Raw genomic sequence first — 16,151 nt, 5'->3', positions numbered from 1 at the left:
CTGCGCTCGTTTCACTCGCGCAGTGAACCGGCGACCCTCCGGGGTCTTCGACCCGCTCGGTCGCCGGACGAGTCCGGCAGTTGTCGAGTAGTGAGAAACGGAAGAGTAAGAACGTCGTGTCGGTGCGGCCTTAGTCTTCGACGACGACGGCGTTGACCTGGCCTTCCTGGCCGGGGCGGGAGGTGACGCGGGCGGTGCCGGCGTCCGTCTCGATGAGCGCGCCCTTGGTGATGATGTTCCGGCGGACGTAGTTCGGGTTCGCCTGGTTCTCGACGACGTCCTCGATGGTGGCGTGCGTGGTCTCGCCGCCCTCGGTGACGTTCGCGACGTTCGTGGAGAGCGTGCGAACCTTCTCGTCGCCGCCGCGGGAGTCCACGGTGCGGAACTTGGGTTCGCCGACGGTGGTCTCGGTGGGGGTGCGGCCGAGTTCGTTCTTCTTCTTCTTGCTGTGCGGTCGGGTTCGCCCACCCGTTTTGGTGCGCTTGGAGCGGCCCTGGTATTGCATACCCGTATTGTGGCTCAGCGCGTACTAAAAAGGCTCGGAACCGGACTCGCGGGGAAACCACGCGATTTACGCCCGACGGGCGTGGACTACGGGTGATGAGTCTGCGCGTGACGGTGGCGGCCCCGTTCAAACAGCGGGGGAAGGCCCGTATCGGCGAGCACGAGTTCGTGGTGGCGCTCTCGCTCGACCGGGACTGGCTGTCGCCCGACCAGGCGAAGCGCGTCATCGACATCGCGACGGGCGAGGGGCTGGTGTCGCGGGACGACGGCGACCTCATCGCGGATTTCGACCTCGATTCGGTCGAGGTGCCGGAGGAGTTCTCGCCGGACGAGTCGGTGTTCCGGGAGCGCTCGGCGTTCGAGCGCGCGGTGGAGGCGCTGGAGGCGGAGGGCATGGAGAAGCAGGCGGTCGTCGCTGGCGTGAACGAACTCCAGCAGGAACTCGGTATCACGGCGGACGCGGCGGCGGTGGTGTACGCGCGACGCGAGGGCGTGGACGTGGACGACGCGGCCGCGAAGGCCCGGGAGGGACTCTGATGGTCGCCGAGTCCCTGAACGACGGCGTGCGCATCGCGGAGCTCCTGGCGTCGGAGTTGACGGGCCGGCAGGTCGGCGCGTTCGCGGACGTGTCGGTGGAGAACGCCGACCTGGACGTGGAGCCGACGGCTGACGGCGCGCGCGCCTACGACGTGGAGCGCGCGGACGAGCGGGTGGCGCGGGTGTTCGTGCACTCGGAGCGCGCGCACGTGGAGTTCGAGACCGGACTGGACGCGGCGCGGGCGGCGGCGACGGAGCGGGGGTTGCGGACGCGGCCGAAAGCCGTCGAGCCGCCGCGACTCCTGGTGTTCGTGGAGGACGCGGCGGAGGTGAAGCGAGTGGTGGACGCCTTCGACGCGGCGCTGTAGTCCGGCGAACCGGAACGCCTAATAACTTTTAGGCGAGCCTAAACGGCATGGGTGGTGGAACGGCAGACCGCGGCGAGCGCGTGAACGAGGGGCGGCGATGAACGGGGACGCGCCCTACCTGCTCGCCGTCTACATCCTCTCGGAACAGCACGGCCCGCCGGTCGGGACGAGCGCCGTCGCGGAGTTGCTCGACCGCTCGCCGTCCACCGTCACGGAACAGTTCAAACACCTCGACCGGGACGGCCTCGTCCACCACGAACCCTACGCGGGCGCGACCCTCACCGAGGAGGGTCGGGAGCGCGCGGCCGCGCTCCACGAGGCCTACGTCACCGTCTCCTGGTTCTACCGGAGCGTCCTCGACCTCGACTCCCGGGAGGCCGACGCGATGGAGGTCGCGAGCCTCCTCAGCCCCGACGTGGCCGACCGACTCGCCACGATGCTCCCATACGACCCGACCGAAGGGTCGTAGGCCGTCCTACTCCCCCGCCTCCTCGGACTCTCTCGAATCGAGCGGGTCGAGTGGGACGATTTTGCGGCCGTATTCGGTGTCGAGTACTGCAGCATCCACACCGAACACGTCCGCGAGCAAGTCCGCCGTAACGACATCGGCGGGCGAACCGTGCGCGTGGACGCGGCCGTCGCGGAGCGCGACGACGTTATCGGCGTATCGCGCGGCCTGTTCCACGTCGTGCAGCACGACGACGACGGTCATCTCGCTGTCGTCCCGGAGCGACTCCACGATGGTCATCACGTCGAGCTGGTGGTGGAGGTCGAGGAACGTCGTCGGTTCGTCCAGCAAGAGCACGTCGGTGTCCTGCGCGAGCACCATCGCAATCCAGACGAGCTGGCGCTGTCCACCGCTCAGGCTGTCGAGTGCGCGCTCGCGGAGGTGTTCGATACCGGCGAGTTCGATAGCGTCGTCGACGGCCTGCTCGTCTTCGGGCGTGGACGACCCGAAGAACCCCTGATGCGGGTACCGGCCGCGTTCTACGAGGTTCTCGACGCTGATTCCGTCCGGCGACGTGTTCTGCTGGGCGAGCAGTCCGAGGTGGCGCGCGAGTTCTTTCGACTCCATCGACGCGACCTCGCGACCGTCCACGAGGACGGTGCCGTCGTCGGGCGGTATCTGGTTCGCGAGACCGCCGAGGAGCGTGCTCTTCCCGCTACCGTTGGGGCCGATAAGCGCGGTTATCTCGCCGGGAGGGACTTCGATGGTCTCGCCGTCGATGACGGGGTCGTCGAGACCGGGATAGCCGATGACGAGGTCGGTCGCGCGGAACTCGGCCGAGTCGTCGTTCCCGGTCATACTGACCCGAGGTCTTCCTTCTTCCGCATGAGGTAGAGGAAGTAGGGGCCGCCGACGAGGCCGGTGATGATGCCGACGGGGAGTTGGACGGGACTCAGTGCGAGTCGCGCGCCGACGTCCGCGCCGACGAGGAGCGCCGGCCCGAGGAACAGACAGCCCGCGAGAAGGCGTTTCGAGTCGTTTCCGACGAGGTTCCGAACCATGTGAGGGACGATGAGGCCGACGAATCCGACGAGACCCGCCACGGCGATTGCGGCCGCGGTGGAGAGGATTGCGATGCCGGCGACCGCGAACCGGACGCGTTCGACGGGCATTCCGAGCGCGCTCGCGGTGTCCTCGCCGAGCAGGAGGACGTCGAGCTGGCGTGAGACGGCGAACGCGAGCACGAGCGCGACGACGGTGAACGGGAGCGCGATGCGGACTTGCTCCCAGTCGGTGCCGAGGAGTGAGCCGGCGAGCCACGCCTGCGCGGACATCACGACGCTGAGGTCGTCGATGAAGAAGAAGAGCGCGCGCTGGACGGAACCGAAGACGGTGCCGACGACGACACCGGCGAGGACGAGGCGGACGGGGCTGGTGCCGTTCTTCCACGCGATGAGGTAGACGATGAGGAACGCGACGGTGCCGCCGACGGCGGCGAGCACCGGCATCACGGGCAGGAGGCTCGTCATGAACGTCAGCGTGACGAGGACGACGAGCCCAGCGCCGTCGCTGATGCCGAGCACGTAGGGGCTCGCGAGTTCGTTCCGCGTGATTATCTGGAAGATCGCGCCGGAGACCGCGAGGTTCGCGCCGACGAGGACGCCGACGATGATGCGCGGGAGGCGGATGTTCCAGACGATGAGCTGTCGCTGACTGAACCAGTCCGGCACGCCGCCCGTGAGGAGGAACGACCGCCACACTTCGACGCTGAACACGACCTCGGGGTCGAAGACGGTGTGCCACGCTTCGGCGAGCGTCAGGGGGAACGCGCCGAAGCTCACCTGGAGAATCGTCGCTGCGATCAGGACGAGCACGCTGGCGAGCGCGATGACGGCGAGCCGGGAGGTCGCGTACCAGTCGTTCCAGCGTGCGCGGCCCTCCGCGAGCGAATCAGAAACCTTGCTCATCGAACGCTAGAAGTCGCGGTTGACGATGTCGAGGAGGCGTTGCCGGTCGAAGAGTTGTTCGCTCTCCGAGAGTTCACCGACGGGGCCCGGCCACTCTCCGAAGGTGTCGGGATACACCTGTTTCGCGACGGCTTCAGTGGAGAACATATCGACAATCGGCCCCATGTACTGGCCGGCGCTCCGGATGACGTTGCCGTTCTGGACGGCGCTGAGGCTCTGGCCGTTCTCGTTGTTCTCGAACGGCTCGACGACGTTGTTCACGAACTGCTCGTGCGTCGAAGACGTGAGCGCGCCGACCGCGCCGATGTAGTCCGGGTCGACTCGGAGGAGTTCCTCGTACCCAATGGGGCCGTCCGGGTACTGTCCCTCGAAGGCGTCCTTCATGCCGACGCGATAGTAGGACTTCGTGTTGTTCCCGAGTCGGTGGAGCGGGGCGATACGGAACCGGCCGGAGTCCGGGCTGACACCGCGCCAGATGGCGGCGACAGTCGGGCGTTCGCTCTCGGGCGGCAGTCCGTCCTCGATTGTGCTCATGAGGTCGTCGTGGAGGGACTGCCAGGCCTGAAACTGTTCCTGGCGCTGGAAGACTTTCGCGTACTTCTCGAACGCCTCGTAGAGCGTGTAGGGGTTCGGGTCGCCGGAGACTGCGGCAGTCGGCGCGAACCGAAGCGGTGTACCGAGGAAGGGGCCGGTCTGGGACTCGATTTCCTGGTAGTCCGACTCGCTCCACTCAGTGAATCGGTCGAGCGTGCTCTCCGGGATGAGCCAGACGTCCGCGTCGGCGGCGTAGAAGTTCTCCTTGTCGTAGCCGGATTCGGCTCCGCTCGCGAGTTTAACGACCTCGCTCTCGTCGAACCCGAGATCGAGAAGATCGTAGAACTTCAGCGGGGCGCGTTCGAGGCCCGTGGTCGCGGACGGGTGGATACCGAGTGACATACCGAGGTCGAGCAAGGGCCCGGAGACGACACCGTACGATTCGGGCACTTCGTCGAACGTGTAGGGGTCGTTCGGTTCGACGTGAACGGTGTATGGCGTCGGGCCCTCTTCGGTGGTGTCGCTCGCCGTGCTGGTAGTCGAGTCCTGGGTCGTCGAGTCGCCGCTGTCGCTGGAACAGCCGGCGATACCTGCTGCGATGAGACTTGCGGTGCCTGCGAGTATCTTTCGCCGTCGAGGCATACAGTTTAGGCATGCCTAAACAATCTTAGTAGCTCGCGGATCGACAGCGAACGCGCCGTGTATCACGTAACACAGCTCATTACGCGTATCTACGCGTGTTCGTCCGTCCAGTCGCGGAGCGGAACCGCGTCCTCTCTGACGGCCGCGAACTCCTCGCGCGCCCACGAGAGAACCGCCGGATGATCGGTCTCGACGACCCGAAAGCCGCCGCTACCGTTCCCGATGGAGAGGTAGACGGTGTCATCGATGATGTCGACGTTGCACGGAAGCGACGCGCCGGTTCGATAGTAGACGGGGGCGTCGTAGTCGGCTTCTATCGAACGGCGGCGGTGCGCGAGGTCGTCGTTCTCGGCGACGACTGCGGCCGCGCTCGGATCGTAGACGACGGTCGCGTCCGGTGCCGGCCCGTCGTGCGAGGTAGCCGCGTACGCGTACAGGGGGAGCGCGGTAAACGACCCGACGAGCGCGCGCACCCGGTTCGCGTCCACGACCGCGTCCGCGACGGCGCGTGCGGGGGCGGACGGATCCGCGCTGTCGGAACAGAGGAGGCGGGCGTCCGCGAGGCACCGCGGGTCGAACCCGAACCAGTCCGTCGGGAGTTGTTCGAAGACGCCGTCGAGGCGTTGGCCGACCGAGACGGTTCGGAGGAGCCGCGTGAGGTCTTCGTGGACGAGGTGGCCGAGGTCTGTGAGCGCGTACCGGTCGGGGTCGTACTCGTGGACGATCCAGGCGCGATCCTCGAGGTCGCCGAGGATACGGCTGAGCGTTACGCGGGTTACGCCCGTGGCGTCGAGGAGATCCTCCCGAGGGTGGGGGCCCTCAGCGAGCACGTCGAGGACGCGCATCCGGTGCTCCGAGCGCGCGAGGAAGGCGACGGCGTCGACGAATCCCTCGTCGAGCGGTAGATCGTCGCCGGTTATGGCGTCGGTCGTCATTCTCTACTATCATCTATTTAGGCCAGCCTAAATCAAGCTGGTGTTGTGGTGACTGGGTTTTTATCCGCGGGCGTTCTCGGGGCGGGTATGCGTGTGGGAATCGTCGCACAGCGCGGGAACGCGCGCGCGGCCTACCTCGCGGCGGACATCGCGGACGCGCTCCCCGACGAGGTCGAGGTGTGGGTGGACGCGGCGAGCGCTGACGCCGCCGGACTGGACGGCCACGAGGTCTCGGCGTTCTCGACGTGCGACCTCGTGGTGAGCATCGGCGGCGACGGCACGTTCCTGTTCGCGGCGCGGGGCGCGGGGAGCGTGCCGATTCTCGGCGTGAACCTCGGCGAGGTCGGGTTCCTGAACGCGGTCGCGCCCGACGACGCGGTCGCGGCGGTAAAACAGGAGGTCGAGCGCTACCTCGAAACGGGCGCGGTGCGCTCGCGGGACGTGCCGCGCATCGAGGCGTCGGGCGCGGACTGGGTGCTCACGCCCGCGCTGAACGAAGTAGTGGTGCAGGGGCCACAGCGCGGACACGGCCAGGGCGTGACCGTCGAAGTCCGGGTGGACGGCTCGCTCTACACGGCGAGTCACGCGGACGGCGTGCTCGTCTCCACGCCCACCGGGAGCACGGCGTACAACCTCAGCGAGGGCGGGCCGCTCGTCCAGCCGGGCGTGCACGGGTTCGTCGTCACCGGGATGTGCGCGGAGGACGCGATGCCGCCGCTCGTCACGCAGACCGGAAGCGAGGTCACCGTTCGCGTTGACGACGCCGAGCACGCGGTCGTGTCGAGCGACGGGTCGAACACGCGCGAAATCGAGACGCCGAGCGAGGTGACGCTCCGCGAGGCCGACGAACCCGCGCGGGTCGCCGGCCCCGCGAGCGACTTCTTCCAGGCGCTCGGAAAACTGGAGTAGCCTTCCGATACCGAAAGTAGTTCCCTGCTACCACGGGAAACACTGGGTAATGACCGAGCAACTGCCGGACGTGCAGGCGTCGACCCCCGACGTGTCTGTGGGGTTGAGTCAGGTGGGCGTGACGGGCGTGGAGAAACTCGTGAAGATAGCGCGCCCCGAGAAGCGCCCCATCGTCCTCTCCGCCGAGTTTGAGGTGTACGTCGACCTCCCGAAGGAACGCAAGGGCATCGACATGAGCCGGAACATGGAGGTCATCGACGAAACCCTCGAAGCCGCGGTGAGCGAGCCCGCGTACCGCATCGAGGACGTGTGTGGGGACGCCGCCGACCGCCTCCTGGAGAAACACGAGTACACGTCGCAGGCCATCGTGCAGATGGAAGCGCAGTACGTCACGCAGGACGAGACGCCCGAGTCTGGGAAGCCGACGCAGGGCACGATGGACTTCCTCGCGTCCGCGACCGCGCAGGAGGGCGAGCGCACGCGCGAGGAGGTCGGCGTCCGCGTCACCGGGATGACCGTGTGTCCGTGCAGCCAGCAGATGATGAGCGCCCGCGCTCGCGAGAAACTCCGGGAGCTCGGCGTCGAGAGCGACGACGTGAAGGAGTTCCTGCGGGAGGTGCCGCAGGCCGGGCACAGCCAGCGCGGGCACGCGACGCTCACCATCGAGACGACGGGCGAACCCGACGTGGACCTCATCGAACTCTCCGAACTCGCGAAGGACTCGATGAGCGCCCGCATCTACAACACCGCGAAACGCCCCGACGAAGACCACATGACGTACGAGGCGCACGCGAACGCCCGGTTCGTCGAGGACTGCGTGCGCGCGATGGCCGAGGGCGTCGTCTCCGAGTACGACCACCTCGCGGACGACGCCGTCGTGACGATGAAGCAGTCGAACGACGAGTCCATCCACCAGCACAACGCGCACGCCGAACGCGTCGCCACGCTCGGCGACCTGCGCGCGGAAGTCAGAAAATAAAGACGACAGTAGCTAAAGCCGTTTCTACAGAGTCTCAGCCCAAAGGTACGAGACTACACCAAGTAGGAGCGCGAAGAGGAGCATAATCCAATCCAAACTCCCGCTAATACTCCCCGGCATAGCATTAGTGACCCAATTCCAAACAGCGAGTGTTAACGCGAAGACGATTATGGAGAGGAACACTGAACTCTTACTCATAGGTATCACCGCCCTGTACGCCGATACGGCCATGATGCAGTTTTGGTGAGTGCATCACCAGAGTTGTCGGGAGATAATTACTTAATCCGAGAGCAGAAATAGGGGTTCAACGATTCTCGTACAGCGTTCCACAAACGTAGAACCGGGTTCGGCGAATACAGAACACGAATAAAATGGCTGAACACGATATTGAGATACCTGACTGGATTGAGTCAAGAATTGATTCACCAAACAACGAGCGAAGCCTGACACAGAGAGGGGTTGTTAAAGAGTTTCTACGAGATGCTCGGCCTTTTTATTCAATTACTCGATTGCAGGCAGAGATAAAGAAGGAAGTTAGCAAGGATACAGTCCGTTCACGTGCGGGAGAGCTCCATGAGCGAGGTGTTCTGGGTCATGAAGAGATCAATAATGGGGATGTCTACTGGTTAAAGCATCCAAAGTCAGAGTGGCCCATTCCTCCGGATGTAGAGGTCGAACCGAAAAGGAACAAACTGACTGTCGAAGAATGGCAGAAGAGACCATATGTACGCTTCGCGGCTGGGTCAGTCTTTCTCGCAATCATAGGGACGGCAGTAACTCTCGTTGGAACGTTCCAAACAACGGGAGCATATCAATTACCGTTTTCTGCATCAAACCTTATTGCTGCAGGGTTATCTGCGGGGATTATCAGCTATATCGGACTGTTTGTCTCAGGGCTCGTGTGGTTGCTGCCAGAATCGGTGGATTACGAACGATTTTGACGCGGCTTATTCGTGTAATGTCAGGCGTCGGTGGCGAGTTGGTTGGCGCGGACGACGACGTAGAGGAGGACGAACGCGGTGCCGACCGCGAGGACGAACTGGGTGACGAGCGTGAGCGGGACGATGAACAGCGGGGTGACCGCGACGAGTTCGACGAGGAGGTACTGGAGGAAGAACGGTATCGCGGCGACGGCGGCGACCGCGACGACGAGTTTCGCGAGCGGGACGGCTTCGTCGAGGACGCTGGACGCGTCGAGTTCCCCGTCGGGGGTGAAGAACGGTTTGGAGGGCTGCATACCCCGAGACTGCCGGGGAGACGACAATAAGCCTTGTCCACTTATTCGAGGGCGGTGGCGTCCTCCCAGCTCTCCGCGAACTCTGCGGTCACGTCGTCCGCGAACTCGGGGTCTTTGAGGGTGACGAGCGCGAAGGACTCGTCCGGCTGAACGGGGTTCGGCATCTCGATGCAGACTTCCTCGCCGTCCACGACGACGACGTTGCTATCGACGGTGTCGCCGATGCGGACGCTGAAGTCGTCGTGTTCGGCGAGTTCGGAGACGTAGATGGCGTTGACTTCGTCGGGGAGTTCGTGGGAGAGGTCGCGGGCGAGGAGGACGGAGACGGTGACGCCGCGGTCGAGGGCGTCGAGGAGGTGGTCGGTGATGCGGCTGGACACGTCCCCGATGTCGAGGCCGGAGGAGGGCGTGGCGGAGAACAGGACGACGCGGTCGTCGGCGGTGTCGAGGCGTTCGAGGAGGAGTTCGACGGTCTCGTCGGGGCCGAGCGCGGCGGTCCAGAAGCCGGTGTCGGGCGCGGTGGGGGCGGCGAGGTCGCCCGTGAGTTCGTTCACGACCGCCTCGTACTGGTCGGCTTTCTCCTGGAGTTCGCGTTTCCGGTCGTCGAGGAGGCGGTCGAGGGCGTCCTCGGGGTCGACGGCGGCGTACTTCTTCGGCCGGCTCGCGGCCTGGCTGCGGACGAGGTGCTGGGATTCGATGCTCGCGAGCACGTCGTAGATGCGACCCATGGGGACGCCGCTCGCCTCGGACAACTCCTTCGCGGTTGCCGGGCCGGTTTCGAGGAGCGCGCGGTACGCGCTCGCCTCGTAGTCGGAGAGTCCGAGGTCTTTCAGGCTGGCCATACCCCGGGTTCGGGGCGCGCTCGCAAAAACCCTGGGTCAGTTTACAGCGACTGCTGGACGAGGTCGGCGAGTTCTTCGGGGGTGGTCGCGCCCTCCCGGGTGGCGTCCGCGGTGACGACGCGCGCGGTGCCGGCGTCCACGTCGGGCGCGTCGGGGACGACGACCTTCTCGTGGTCGGCGAGGCGGACGGCGGCCCGGTGGAGGTCGCTGCCCGCGCTCGCGCCGAGTTCGATGGTGAGCGGGCGCGTGGTGAGACGGGACGCGGCGGTGGCGTACGCGGCGACCTGGACGCCCATGCGTTCGGCCGCGCCGGCGAACGCGCCGACGGCGTCGGTCGCGACCTCCCGGTACGCGGGGTCGTCCGCGAGATAGCGGAGGTCGACGAGCGCGTTCGCGAACAGGGCGTTGTCGTCGATGGGGTGGAGGGGTTTATCGAGGAGGCCGACGCCCGCGCGGGGGCCGTCGTCGAACGCGCCGCTCTCGGACTGGAGGCGGTCGATGGCGTCCGACGCGACGGCTTCCGCGCTGTCGAGGTAGTCGCGGTCGAGCACCTGGGCGGCGGTGGCGTACGCGCGGACGGCGGCGGCGTGGTCGGCGAGCAGTCCGGACTCGCTGCTCGGGTCGTCGAAGTGCATCACGGTGCCGTCCGCGACGAGCGTGTCGAGGAAGTCGAGCGCGCGTTCGGCGTACCGGCGCGCGGTGTCGTCGTCCGCGTACGCGGCGTACCACGCGAGCGCGTCGGCGGCGCGGGCGTTCCCGGTGGCGAACGCTGTGTCGTCCACGGGCGTTCTCGCGCCCGCCTCCGCGAGTTCCGCGTTCCCGAACGCGTCGCCCGTCCAGAGCGTGCCCGTGAGGTAGTCCACGAGGTCGGACGCGATTCCCTCGTAGGACTCGTCGCCCGTGACGAGGTAGGCGTGGCTGTACGCGCGGAGGAGCGCGGCGTTCGTTTCGAGGAGGTACTCGCGCTGTGGGTCGCTCCAGTCGCGGCCGTGCGCGAACCGGCCGAACGCGCCGGAGTCCGCGCGGAGGTTTCGCTCGATGGCGTCGAGCGTCTGCGTCGCCTGGTAGCGCTCGCGCTTCAGCGCGAACTCCACGGTGTCGGGGAGCGGGAACTTCTCGCTCGACCCCCAGCCCGCGAAGTCGGAGTCGAACTTCTCGTCCAGCTGGCCCGCGACGAGGCGTTCGATTTCCGCGGTGACCTCGCCCGCGGGCGGTTCCGCGTCCCGGAGCGCGCGCGGCACCCGGGCGGCGTCAGCGCCCTTGTCCTCCCAGACGCGGTGCACGCGCTCGATGACCTGCCGGAACCCGTCCGTGTCGAGGTAGGTCGCGCCCGCGATGTGCGCGCCGGACGGCGTCAGGAACACCGTCGAGGGGAACCCGCCCATGTTGTAGCGCTCCCGGACGCGGGGGTGGCGGTCGGCGTCCGCGCGCACCGGCACGAACTCCTCGTTCAGATTCGCCGCGACCCGGGGGTCGGCGTACGCGCCCTCGTCCATCTCGCGACACCGCCGACTCCACCGCGTCACCAGCGACAACAGGAGGGGTTTGCCCTCGGATTCCGCCTCCTCGAACGCCGCCTCGCCCCACTCGCGCCACTCCACTTTCGTCGCGTCCGCGGACTCGTCCATACCCGGGAGAGACGCCGTGTTCGGGAAAACGCTTCGAACCCGGCGACCCGACCCAACCGTTAAACCCACCCAGTGGGTAGGAGAGCGTGATGAAACGGCTGCTCGCGGCACTCCTCCTCGTGCCCTTGCTCGACATGCTCTTCCTCGTGTTCCTCTCCACGCAGTTCTCGTGGGAGGTACTCGTCGCGCTCGTCGTCCTCACCGCCCTCCTCGGCACGCTGTTCGTGCGCGCCGAAGGCCGCCACACGATGCGTCGCATCCAGCAAGCGCTCGCCGAAGGCCGCCCGCCCACGGACGAACTCGTGGACGGCGGCCTCCTGCTCGTCGCCGGCGCGTTCCTCCTCACGCCCGGCCTCGTCACGGACGCCATCGGCCTCCTGTTCGTCGTTCCCGTGACTCGCGCCCCCATCCGCTGGGCGCTCAAGAAGTACGTCATCACCCCCAAACTCGACGAACGCACCGGCGGGTTCGCCACCGGCCAGGTGTACACGTTCGGCTTCCCCGACGACGGCAACACCGGCCAGAACACGCCCGGCGCGAACGCGAACGACACCGAGAACACCTACGACCTCAGCGAGGACGCCTACGACGTGGAGTTCGACGACGAAGACGAGAAGTAACCACCCGACAGCGCCACGCCAGCCGAAAGGAAACCCTTAAACAAACCACGCAGTATAGAGGAACATGAGCGGGTCAGTAGCTCAACTAGGTAGAGCGCCACTCTGATAAGGTGGAGGCTTGCGGTTCAAATCCGCACTGACCCACTATCATTTCTCCGTGTTCTCAGTCCGTCAGCCCTGCGTGTTCCCGCATTCGGTGCAGGTGAGTTCGAAGCGGCCGTCGGCGAGCGCGAGGGTGTGTTCGCGTTCGTCGTCGCAGTCGGGGCAGTAGACGTAGGAGCGGATGGCGTCCCAGTCGTGTTGGTTGTCGGGTGCGCCGAGCGCCCAGCCGACGACGCGTTCGTCGGTGTCGTTGTAGCCGGTCTGGAACTCGCCGGGTTCGAATCGGACGAGTTCGCCCGCGGCGACTTCGATTTCGTTCCGGTCTTTGCCGACGGCGAAGGTGGCGGTGCCGGATTCGACGTAGAACACTTCTTCCTGGTCGTGGTGGGTGTGGAGGCCGCCGGAGAAGCTGTCGCCGGGCGCGAGTTCGAAGTAGTTCATCGCGAAGTCGGTGGTTCCGAGCGCACGCGAAACGGGTTTGCGGACGTCGTGAACCTGGAGGGGGTTGACTTCGGTGTCGACGTCGTCGATTGCGACGTGCTTCATGGTGGGGCTTCGACGGGTGGTGTGAAAACCGTGGGGGTGCCACAACGTTGATACGAGGAGCGGCGGTAGACGGAGACAGTTGGACGACGATGAGCCAGGCGCACGCGTCAGGGACGGACGGGCACGTCTTCGAGTCGGTGGCGGGAGTGTCGAGCGTCCTCGTGTTGGGGCCGGACGGGGACGGAGTGACCGCGTCGGGGTGCCGGCAGTTGTTGGCGACGCCGAGCGAGCACGCGGAGCACGTCGTCGGCGTGACGTACGACGCGGACGCGGAGTTCCGAGAGCGCATCGCCGACCAGGGCGCGGCGGACGCGACGCGAACCATCCTCACGCCCGGCGAGTGCGGGGAATCCGGGTCGGTCGAGTGCGTGCCGGCGGGCGACGGCGCGCGACTGCTGTCGAGCGTTCGAGAGCGCGTGCGTGACATCGAGGGCGACCCGGGAGTCGTGTGTTTCGACGCGCTCTCCCCGCTCATCGCGGATATCGGGCTGACGCGGACGTTCCGGTTCGTCCATCGGCTGATGCCGGAGCTCCGCGAGCGCGACGTGACTGCGCACTTCCACTTCGACCCCGCGGCGAACGACCGCCAGACGCTCGACGCCATCACGACGGTGTTCGACGCGGTGGTGCGCGCGGACGGCAGCGACTGGGAGCTCGTCTGGAAGCGCCACACCGAGTGATTCAGGTGGCTCGCCACCCAACCGTCGGGTATGGCTGACACGCCACCGTGGCCGGTGTTCCTGCTCGTCGTCGCCGCCGGCGTCGTCCTCCCCGGCATCACGCGCGGCATCCTCGCCGGCACCGCCATCGGCGAAACCGGACTCGTGTCGCTCGGCGGGAACACCTTTACCGTCGGAATGCTCGTCTGGGTCGTCGGCTACGGCTCCGCGCTGTTCGTGCTCTGGTACGGCTGGCTCCGCCCGCTCGACCTGCAGGGCGCGACCGGCGAAGAAGAGGAGAGTTAGACGAGTTCTTCGTACTGCGCGCCGGTCTGTTTCAGTTTCTCCGTGGAGTAGAGTCGTTCGTGGGGGACGGGGAGGTAGTCCGCGGCGAGTTCGTCGATTTTCTCGTCAACGGCGTCGGGTTGGCGGCCGTGTACCATCGTGAAGAGGTTGTACGGCCAGTCCTGGTCGGGGCGGCGAGGACGGTGGTAGCAGAGCGTGACGTAGGGAAGTTCGCCGACGCGTTCGCCGTACGCGTCGAGTTCGTCGTCGGGGACGTCCCAGACGACCATGCAGTTGTTCGTGAACCCGGTGACGACGTGGTTGACGACGCAGCCGACGCGCTTGATGCAGTTGTCGTCGAGGAGGCGGTCGATGGCGGCGAGCACGGCGTCCGTGTCCGCGCCGACCGCCGCGGCGATGTCCGCGTACGGCGTTTTCGTGAGCGGGAAGCCGTCCTGGATTTCGAGGATGACGCGGCGTTCGAGCGCGGAGAGGTCGCCGCGCGCAGTCTCGCTGAGCCGGGTTGCGGTCGCGTCGGTCGCGTCCACGGTCTCCCGTACTCGCGGGTCGTCACTCCCCGCTCGTTCGTTCGGAGGCGCTTGCAGCGCCTCCCGCGCGAACCGATCCGCGTTGACGACGGGGAATTCGAGGTCGATGTAGTAGTCCGTGAGCATCGGGAGGTCGAGAACCTCGCAGCCGGTCTCGGCTTCGATGTCGGCGAGGATGCGGTCGCGTACCTCCTTGGAGGCGGCGGTGACGACGAACCACATGTTGTACGCGTGGTCGCGGCGGTAGTTGTGGTTCACCTGGCGGTGGGCGTTGATGGTCGCGGCTATCTCGTCGAAGCGGTCGTCGGGCGCGCGGACGGCGGCGAGCGTGGAACTCCCGATGACGGGCGGGTTGAGAACCGCGCCGAACCGCCGGAACACGCCCATCTCGCGGAGTCGCTGGACGCGTTCGAGGGCGTCGTCTTCCGTGGTGTCGAGCGCGCTCGCGACGGCGCGGAACGGGCGTTCTTCGACGGGGAAGCCGCTCTGGAAGCCGTCCACGAGGCGGGCGTCGGTGTCGTCGAGGCGGTCGCGCCAGTCGCCGTCGAGTGCCATACCGGAAGAAGGGCGCGGACGATTATCAGTCGTTGGATTGAATCGCGTGGATTTAGGGCACGTCCGTCCCTATTCAAAAATATGAGCGAGAGTTTCGGCGAGTGGCCGTTGAAGCGGCTGATGACCGAGGTCGTCGGCTCCGGGCACAAGTCCGCGGAGGACATGACGCGGGCGCAGGCGACCGAGGCGTTCGAGCGCATTCTCGCGGACGAACCCGACCCGACGACGCTGGGCGCGTTCTGGCTGGCGAACCGCTGGAAGCGCAACAGCGCGGAGGAACTCGGCGCGTACACGGACGTGATGCGTCGGGAGTCCGTCGCGGTCGCGGAACCCGACGTGGATCCCGTGGACTGCGGCGCGAACTACGACGGGAAGCTCCGCACCGCCCTCCTAGGCGTGGGCGCGGGCATCGTCGCCGCCGCCGCGGGGACGCCCGTCGTCGCGCACTCGGGCGACCGCGTGCCCACCCAGAAGGGCACCGCGTACAAGCACGTGCTGGACGAACTCGGCGTCGAGACCGACCTCACGCCGGCGGAGTCCGCGGAGATGACGGACTCGACCGGGTTCGGGTTCTACTACCAGCCGAACTTCAACCCCGGCATCGACGCCATCGAGGGGCGTCGCGACCAGATGGGCGTCCGGACGTTCGTGAACACGGTGGAGACGCTCGCGAACCCCGCGAACGCGAGCGTCCACCTCGGGAGCTTCTACCACCTCGCGTTCGCGAAGAAAGTCGTGAACACCTTCCAGGAGAGCGAGGAGAGTTCGGTGGAGCGCGTCATCATGTTCCAGGGGATGGAGGGCTACGACGACATCCGGCCCGGTTCCACCACCGTCGCCGAGTGGGACGGCGGCGACCTGGACGACTTCACCATCGAGACCGACGAGTACGGGATGGACTTCTCGAACGAGACGCTCCAGGTCGAGGACGTGACCGACGACTCCGCCGCCATCACCGAGGAGGTTCTCGCGGGCGACCGCGACGACGACTTCGCGGACGCCATCGCGCTCAACGCCGCGTTCCGCATGTACGCCCGCCGGGACGCCGACACGCTCCGGGAGGGCCTGGAGACCGCGCGCGACACCATCGCGAGCGGGCAGGCCGCGGAAACCCTCCACGACCTCCGCGCCTTCTAACGGACTTTTTTACGGTTCGGGGTCGCCGGAGGCGACCCGCTCACCGCAAAAACCTCCACTAAAAAGGCCGCGAACGCTCCGCGTTCGCGGTGGGTATCGGTTCCGCAGGGGTTGCTGGTGGTGGTGTTTTCGCGTCGTCCTCGGACAGTCCAAACTGTTAACGCTCGGG

Annotated in this window: 20 protein-coding genes and 1 tRNA gene; 11 read left to right on the top strand and 10 right to left on the bottom strand. The window is 66.6% G+C overall.

Going from position 1 to position 16,151, the window contains the following annotated elements; translation table 11 throughout:
• Window positions 1–130: 130 nt before the first annotated feature.
• Window positions 131–505, bottom strand: coding sequence for a 30S ribosomal protein S8e (locus tag LI334_RS02645; RefSeq protein WP_227261625.1), 375 nt, complete (start codon window positions 503–505; stop codon window positions 131–133).
• 95 nt (window positions 506–600) lie between these two features.
• Between LI334_RS02645 and LI334_RS02640 the strand changes: the two genes are divergently transcribed.
• From LI334_RS02640 to LI334_RS02630, 3 genes are all read left to right on the top strand, one after another.
• Complete coding sequence (locus LI334_RS02640; RefSeq protein ID WP_227261624.1) at window positions 601–1,041, top strand: DUF2240 family protein; 441 nt, start codon at window positions 601–603, stop codon at window positions 1,039–1,041.
• Window positions 1,041–1,409 (top strand): hypothetical protein, encoded by a 369-nt coding sequence (locus LI334_RS02635; protein ID WP_227261623.1) that lies wholly within the window; start codon window positions 1,041–1,043, stop codon window positions 1,407–1,409. The genes LI334_RS02640 and LI334_RS02635 overlap by 1 nt, the downstream gene beginning before the upstream one ends.
• A gap of 97 nt (window positions 1,410–1,506) precedes the next feature.
• Window positions 1,507–1,878, top strand: a complete 372-nt coding sequence (locus tag LI334_RS02630) for a metal-dependent transcriptional regulator (protein ID WP_227261622.1) — start codon at window positions 1,507–1,509, stop codon at window positions 1,876–1,878.
• A 6-nt stretch (window positions 1,879–1,884) separates the two neighbouring features.
• Here LI334_RS02630 and LI334_RS02625 read toward each other — a convergent pair whose 3' ends face one another.
• From LI334_RS02625 to LI334_RS02610, 4 genes are all read right to left on the bottom strand, one after another.
• The gene (locus tag LI334_RS02625; protein WP_227261621.1) at window positions 1,885–2,715 is read right to left on the bottom strand and encodes an ABC transporter ATP-binding protein; all 831 of its coding nucleotides are present in this window, start codon (window positions 2,713–2,715) and stop codon (window positions 1,885–1,887) included.
• Window positions 2,712–3,824, bottom strand: a complete 1,113-nt coding sequence (locus LI334_RS02620; protein ID WP_227261620.1) for a FecCD family ABC transporter permease — start codon at window positions 3,822–3,824, stop codon at window positions 2,712–2,714. The genes LI334_RS02625 and LI334_RS02620 overlap by 4 nt, the downstream gene beginning before the upstream one ends.
• A 6-nt stretch (window positions 3,825–3,830) precedes the next feature.
• The gene (locus LI334_RS02615) at window positions 3,831–5,000 is read right to left on the bottom strand and encodes an ABC transporter substrate-binding protein (protein WP_227261619.1); all 1,170 of its coding nucleotides are present in this window, start codon (window positions 4,998–5,000) and stop codon (window positions 3,831–3,833) included.
• Between the two features lie 89 nt (window positions 5,001–5,089).
• A complete protein-coding gene (locus tag LI334_RS02610) occupies window positions 5,090–5,935 on the bottom strand; it encodes a helix-turn-helix transcriptional regulator (protein ID WP_227261618.1) in 846 nt (281 codons plus the stop codon).
• A gap of 87 nt (window positions 5,936–6,022) precedes the next feature.
• Between LI334_RS02610 and LI334_RS02605 the strand changes: the two genes are divergently transcribed.
• From LI334_RS02605 to LI334_RS02595, 3 genes are all read left to right on the top strand, one after another.
• Entirely contained in the window at window positions 6,023–6,844 is an 822-nt protein-coding gene (locus LI334_RS02605; protein WP_227261617.1) for an NAD(+)/NADH kinase, read from the top strand.
• 49 nt (window positions 6,845–6,893) lie between these two features.
• Window positions 6,894–7,823 (top strand): GTP cyclohydrolase MptA, encoded by a 930-nt coding sequence (mptA, locus tag LI334_RS02600; protein WP_227261616.1) that lies wholly within the window; start codon window positions 6,894–6,896, stop codon window positions 7,821–7,823.
• 371 nt (window positions 7,824–8,194) lie between these two features.
• Complete coding sequence (locus LI334_RS02595) at window positions 8,195–8,764, top strand: hypothetical protein (RefSeq protein ID WP_227261615.1); 570 nt, start codon at window positions 8,195–8,197, stop codon at window positions 8,762–8,764.
• Between the two features lie 20 nt (window positions 8,765–8,784).
• Here LI334_RS02595 and LI334_RS02590 read toward each other — a convergent pair whose 3' ends face one another.
• Genes LI334_RS02590 through LI334_RS02580 form a run of 3 tightly spaced genes read right to left on the bottom strand, consistent with a single transcriptional unit; the run spans window position 8,785 to window position 11,530 of the window.
• Entirely contained in the window at window positions 8,785–9,060 is a 276-nt protein-coding gene (locus LI334_RS02590; RefSeq protein ID WP_227261614.1) for a hypothetical protein, read from the bottom strand.
• 41 nt (window positions 9,061–9,101) lie between these two features.
• Window positions 9,102–9,902: a TrmB family transcriptional regulator gene (locus LI334_RS02585; RefSeq protein ID WP_227261613.1), complete on the bottom strand. Its 801-nt coding sequence runs from the start codon at window positions 9,900–9,902 to the stop codon at window positions 9,102–9,104.
• 41 nt (window positions 9,903–9,943) lie between these two features.
• Window positions 9,944–11,530, bottom strand: coding sequence for a DUF255 domain-containing protein (locus LI334_RS02580; RefSeq protein ID WP_227261612.1), 1,587 nt, complete (start codon window positions 11,528–11,530; stop codon window positions 9,944–9,946).
• A gap of 89 nt (window positions 11,531–11,619) precedes the next feature.
• On the opposite strand from LI334_RS02580, the gene LI334_RS02575 reads away from it, so the two are divergent.
• Together LI334_RS02575 and LI334_RS02570 are read left to right on the top strand one after the other, a co-directional pair.
• A complete protein-coding gene (locus LI334_RS02575; protein WP_227261611.1) occupies window positions 11,620–12,150 on the top strand; it encodes an FxsA family protein in 531 nt (176 codons plus the stop codon).
• Window positions 12,151–12,220: 70 nt separating this feature from the next.
• Window positions 12,221–12,294: transfer RNA gene (locus LI334_RS02570), tRNA-Ile, on the top strand.
• Window positions 12,295–12,321: 27 nt separating this feature from the next.
• Here the strand turns inward: LI334_RS02570 and LI334_RS02565 are convergent.
• The gene (locus LI334_RS02565; RefSeq protein ID WP_227261610.1) at window positions 12,322–12,798 is read right to left on the bottom strand and encodes a cupin domain-containing protein; all 477 of its coding nucleotides are present in this window, start codon (window positions 12,796–12,798) and stop codon (window positions 12,322–12,324) included.
• 89 nt (window positions 12,799–12,887) lie between these two features.
• Between LI334_RS02565 and LI334_RS02560 the strand changes: the two genes are divergently transcribed.
• Both LI334_RS02560 and LI334_RS02555 read left to right on the top strand, forming a co-directional pair.
• A complete protein-coding gene (locus LI334_RS02560) occupies window positions 12,888–13,478 on the top strand; it encodes a DUF7504 family protein (RefSeq protein WP_227261609.1) in 591 nt (196 codons plus the stop codon).
• A 30-nt stretch (window positions 13,479–13,508) separates the two neighbouring features.
• The gene (locus tag LI334_RS02555; RefSeq protein WP_227261608.1) at window positions 13,509–13,763 is read left to right on the top strand and encodes a hypothetical protein; all 255 of its coding nucleotides are present in this window, start codon (window positions 13,509–13,511) and stop codon (window positions 13,761–13,763) included.
• On the opposite strand, the gene ahbB is transcribed toward LI334_RS02555, so the two are convergent.
• Window positions 13,760–14,845: a siroheme decarboxylase subunit beta gene (gene ahbB, locus LI334_RS02550; protein ID WP_227261607.1), complete on the bottom strand. Its 1,086-nt coding sequence runs from the start codon at window positions 14,843–14,845 to the stop codon at window positions 13,760–13,762. The genes LI334_RS02555 and ahbB overlap by 4 nt on opposite strands.
• 81 nt (window positions 14,846–14,926) lie before the next feature.
• Here ahbB and LI334_RS02545 point away from each other — a divergent pair, with 81 nt between their 5' ends.
• On the top strand, window positions 14,927–15,982 hold the full coding sequence (locus tag LI334_RS02545; RefSeq protein ID WP_227261606.1) for an anthranilate phosphoribosyltransferase: 1,056 nt from the start codon (window positions 14,927–14,929) through the stop codon (window positions 15,980–15,982).
• The last annotated feature ends 169 nt before the right edge of the window (window positions 15,983–16,151 follow it).

The organism is Salarchaeum japonicum (assembly GCF_020614395.1).
GTDB lineage: Archaea > Halobacteriota > Halobacteria > Halobacteriales > Halobacteriaceae > Salarchaeum > Salarchaeum japonicum.
This window is presented reverse-complemented; position numbering and strand designations above follow the sequence as displayed.

Excerpts from the sequence above, each read along its gene's own strand:
- LI334_RS02645 (WP_227261625.1), bottom strand. The coding sequence starts at position 505 with ATGCAATACCAGGGCCGCTCCAAGCGCACCAAAACGGGTGGGCGAACC.
- LI334_RS02640 (WP_227261624.1), top strand. The coding sequence starts at position 601 with ATGAGTCTGCGCGTGACGGTGGCGGCCCCGTTCAAACAGCGGGGGAAG.
- LI334_RS02635 (WP_227261623.1), top strand. The coding sequence starts at position 1,041 with ATGGTCGCCGAGTCCCTGAACGACGGCGTGCGCATCGCGGAGCTCCTG.
- LI334_RS02630 (WP_227261622.1), top strand. The coding sequence starts at position 1,507 with ATGAACGGGGACGCGCCCTACCTGCTCGCCGTCTACATCCTCTCGGAA.
- LI334_RS02625 (WP_227261621.1), bottom strand. The coding sequence starts at position 2,715 with ATGACCGGGAACGACGACTCGGCCGAGTTCCGCGCGACCGACCTCGTC.
- LI334_RS02620 (WP_227261620.1), bottom strand. The coding sequence starts at position 3,824 with ATGAGCAAGGTTTCTGATTCGCTCGCGGAGGGCCGCGCACGCTGGAAC.
- LI334_RS02615 (WP_227261619.1), bottom strand. The coding sequence starts at position 5,000 with ATGCCTCGACGGCGAAAGATACTCGCAGGCACCGCAAGTCTCATCGCA.
- LI334_RS02610 (WP_227261618.1), bottom strand. The coding sequence starts at position 5,935 with ATGACGACCGACGCCATAACCGGCGACGATCTACCGCTCGACGAGGGA.
- LI334_RS02605 (WP_227261617.1), top strand. The coding sequence starts at position 6,023 with ATGCGTGTGGGAATCGTCGCACAGCGCGGGAACGCGCGCGCGGCCTAC.
- mptA (WP_227261616.1), top strand. The coding sequence starts at position 6,894 with ATGACCGAGCAACTGCCGGACGTGCAGGCGTCGACCCCCGACGTGTCT.
- LI334_RS02595 (WP_227261615.1), top strand. The coding sequence starts at position 8,195 with ATGGCTGAACACGATATTGAGATACCTGACTGGATTGAGTCAAGAATT.
- LI334_RS02590 (WP_227261614.1), bottom strand. The coding sequence starts at position 9,060 with ATGCAGCCCTCCAAACCGTTCTTCACCCCCGACGGGGAACTCGACGCG.
- LI334_RS02585 (WP_227261613.1), bottom strand. The coding sequence starts at position 9,902 with ATGGCCAGCCTGAAAGACCTCGGACTCTCCGACTACGAGGCGAGCGCG.
- LI334_RS02580 (WP_227261612.1), bottom strand. The coding sequence starts at position 11,530 with ATGGACGAGTCCGCGGACGCGACGAAAGTGGAGTGGCGCGAGTGGGGC.
- LI334_RS02575 (WP_227261611.1), top strand. The coding sequence starts at position 11,620 with ATGAAACGGCTGCTCGCGGCACTCCTCCTCGTGCCCTTGCTCGACATG.
- LI334_RS02565 (WP_227261610.1), bottom strand. The coding sequence starts at position 12,798 with ATGAAGCACGTCGCAATCGACGACGTCGACACCGAAGTCAACCCCCTC.
- LI334_RS02560 (WP_227261609.1), top strand. The coding sequence starts at position 12,888 with ATGAGCCAGGCGCACGCGTCAGGGACGGACGGGCACGTCTTCGAGTCG.
- LI334_RS02555 (WP_227261608.1), top strand. The coding sequence starts at position 13,509 with ATGGCTGACACGCCACCGTGGCCGGTGTTCCTGCTCGTCGTCGCCGCC.
- ahbB (WP_227261607.1), bottom strand. The coding sequence starts at position 14,845 with ATGGCACTCGACGGCGACTGGCGCGACCGCCTCGACGACACCGACGCC.
- LI334_RS02545 (WP_227261606.1), top strand. The coding sequence starts at position 14,927 with ATGAGCGAGAGTTTCGGCGAGTGGCCGTTGAAGCGGCTGATGACCGAG.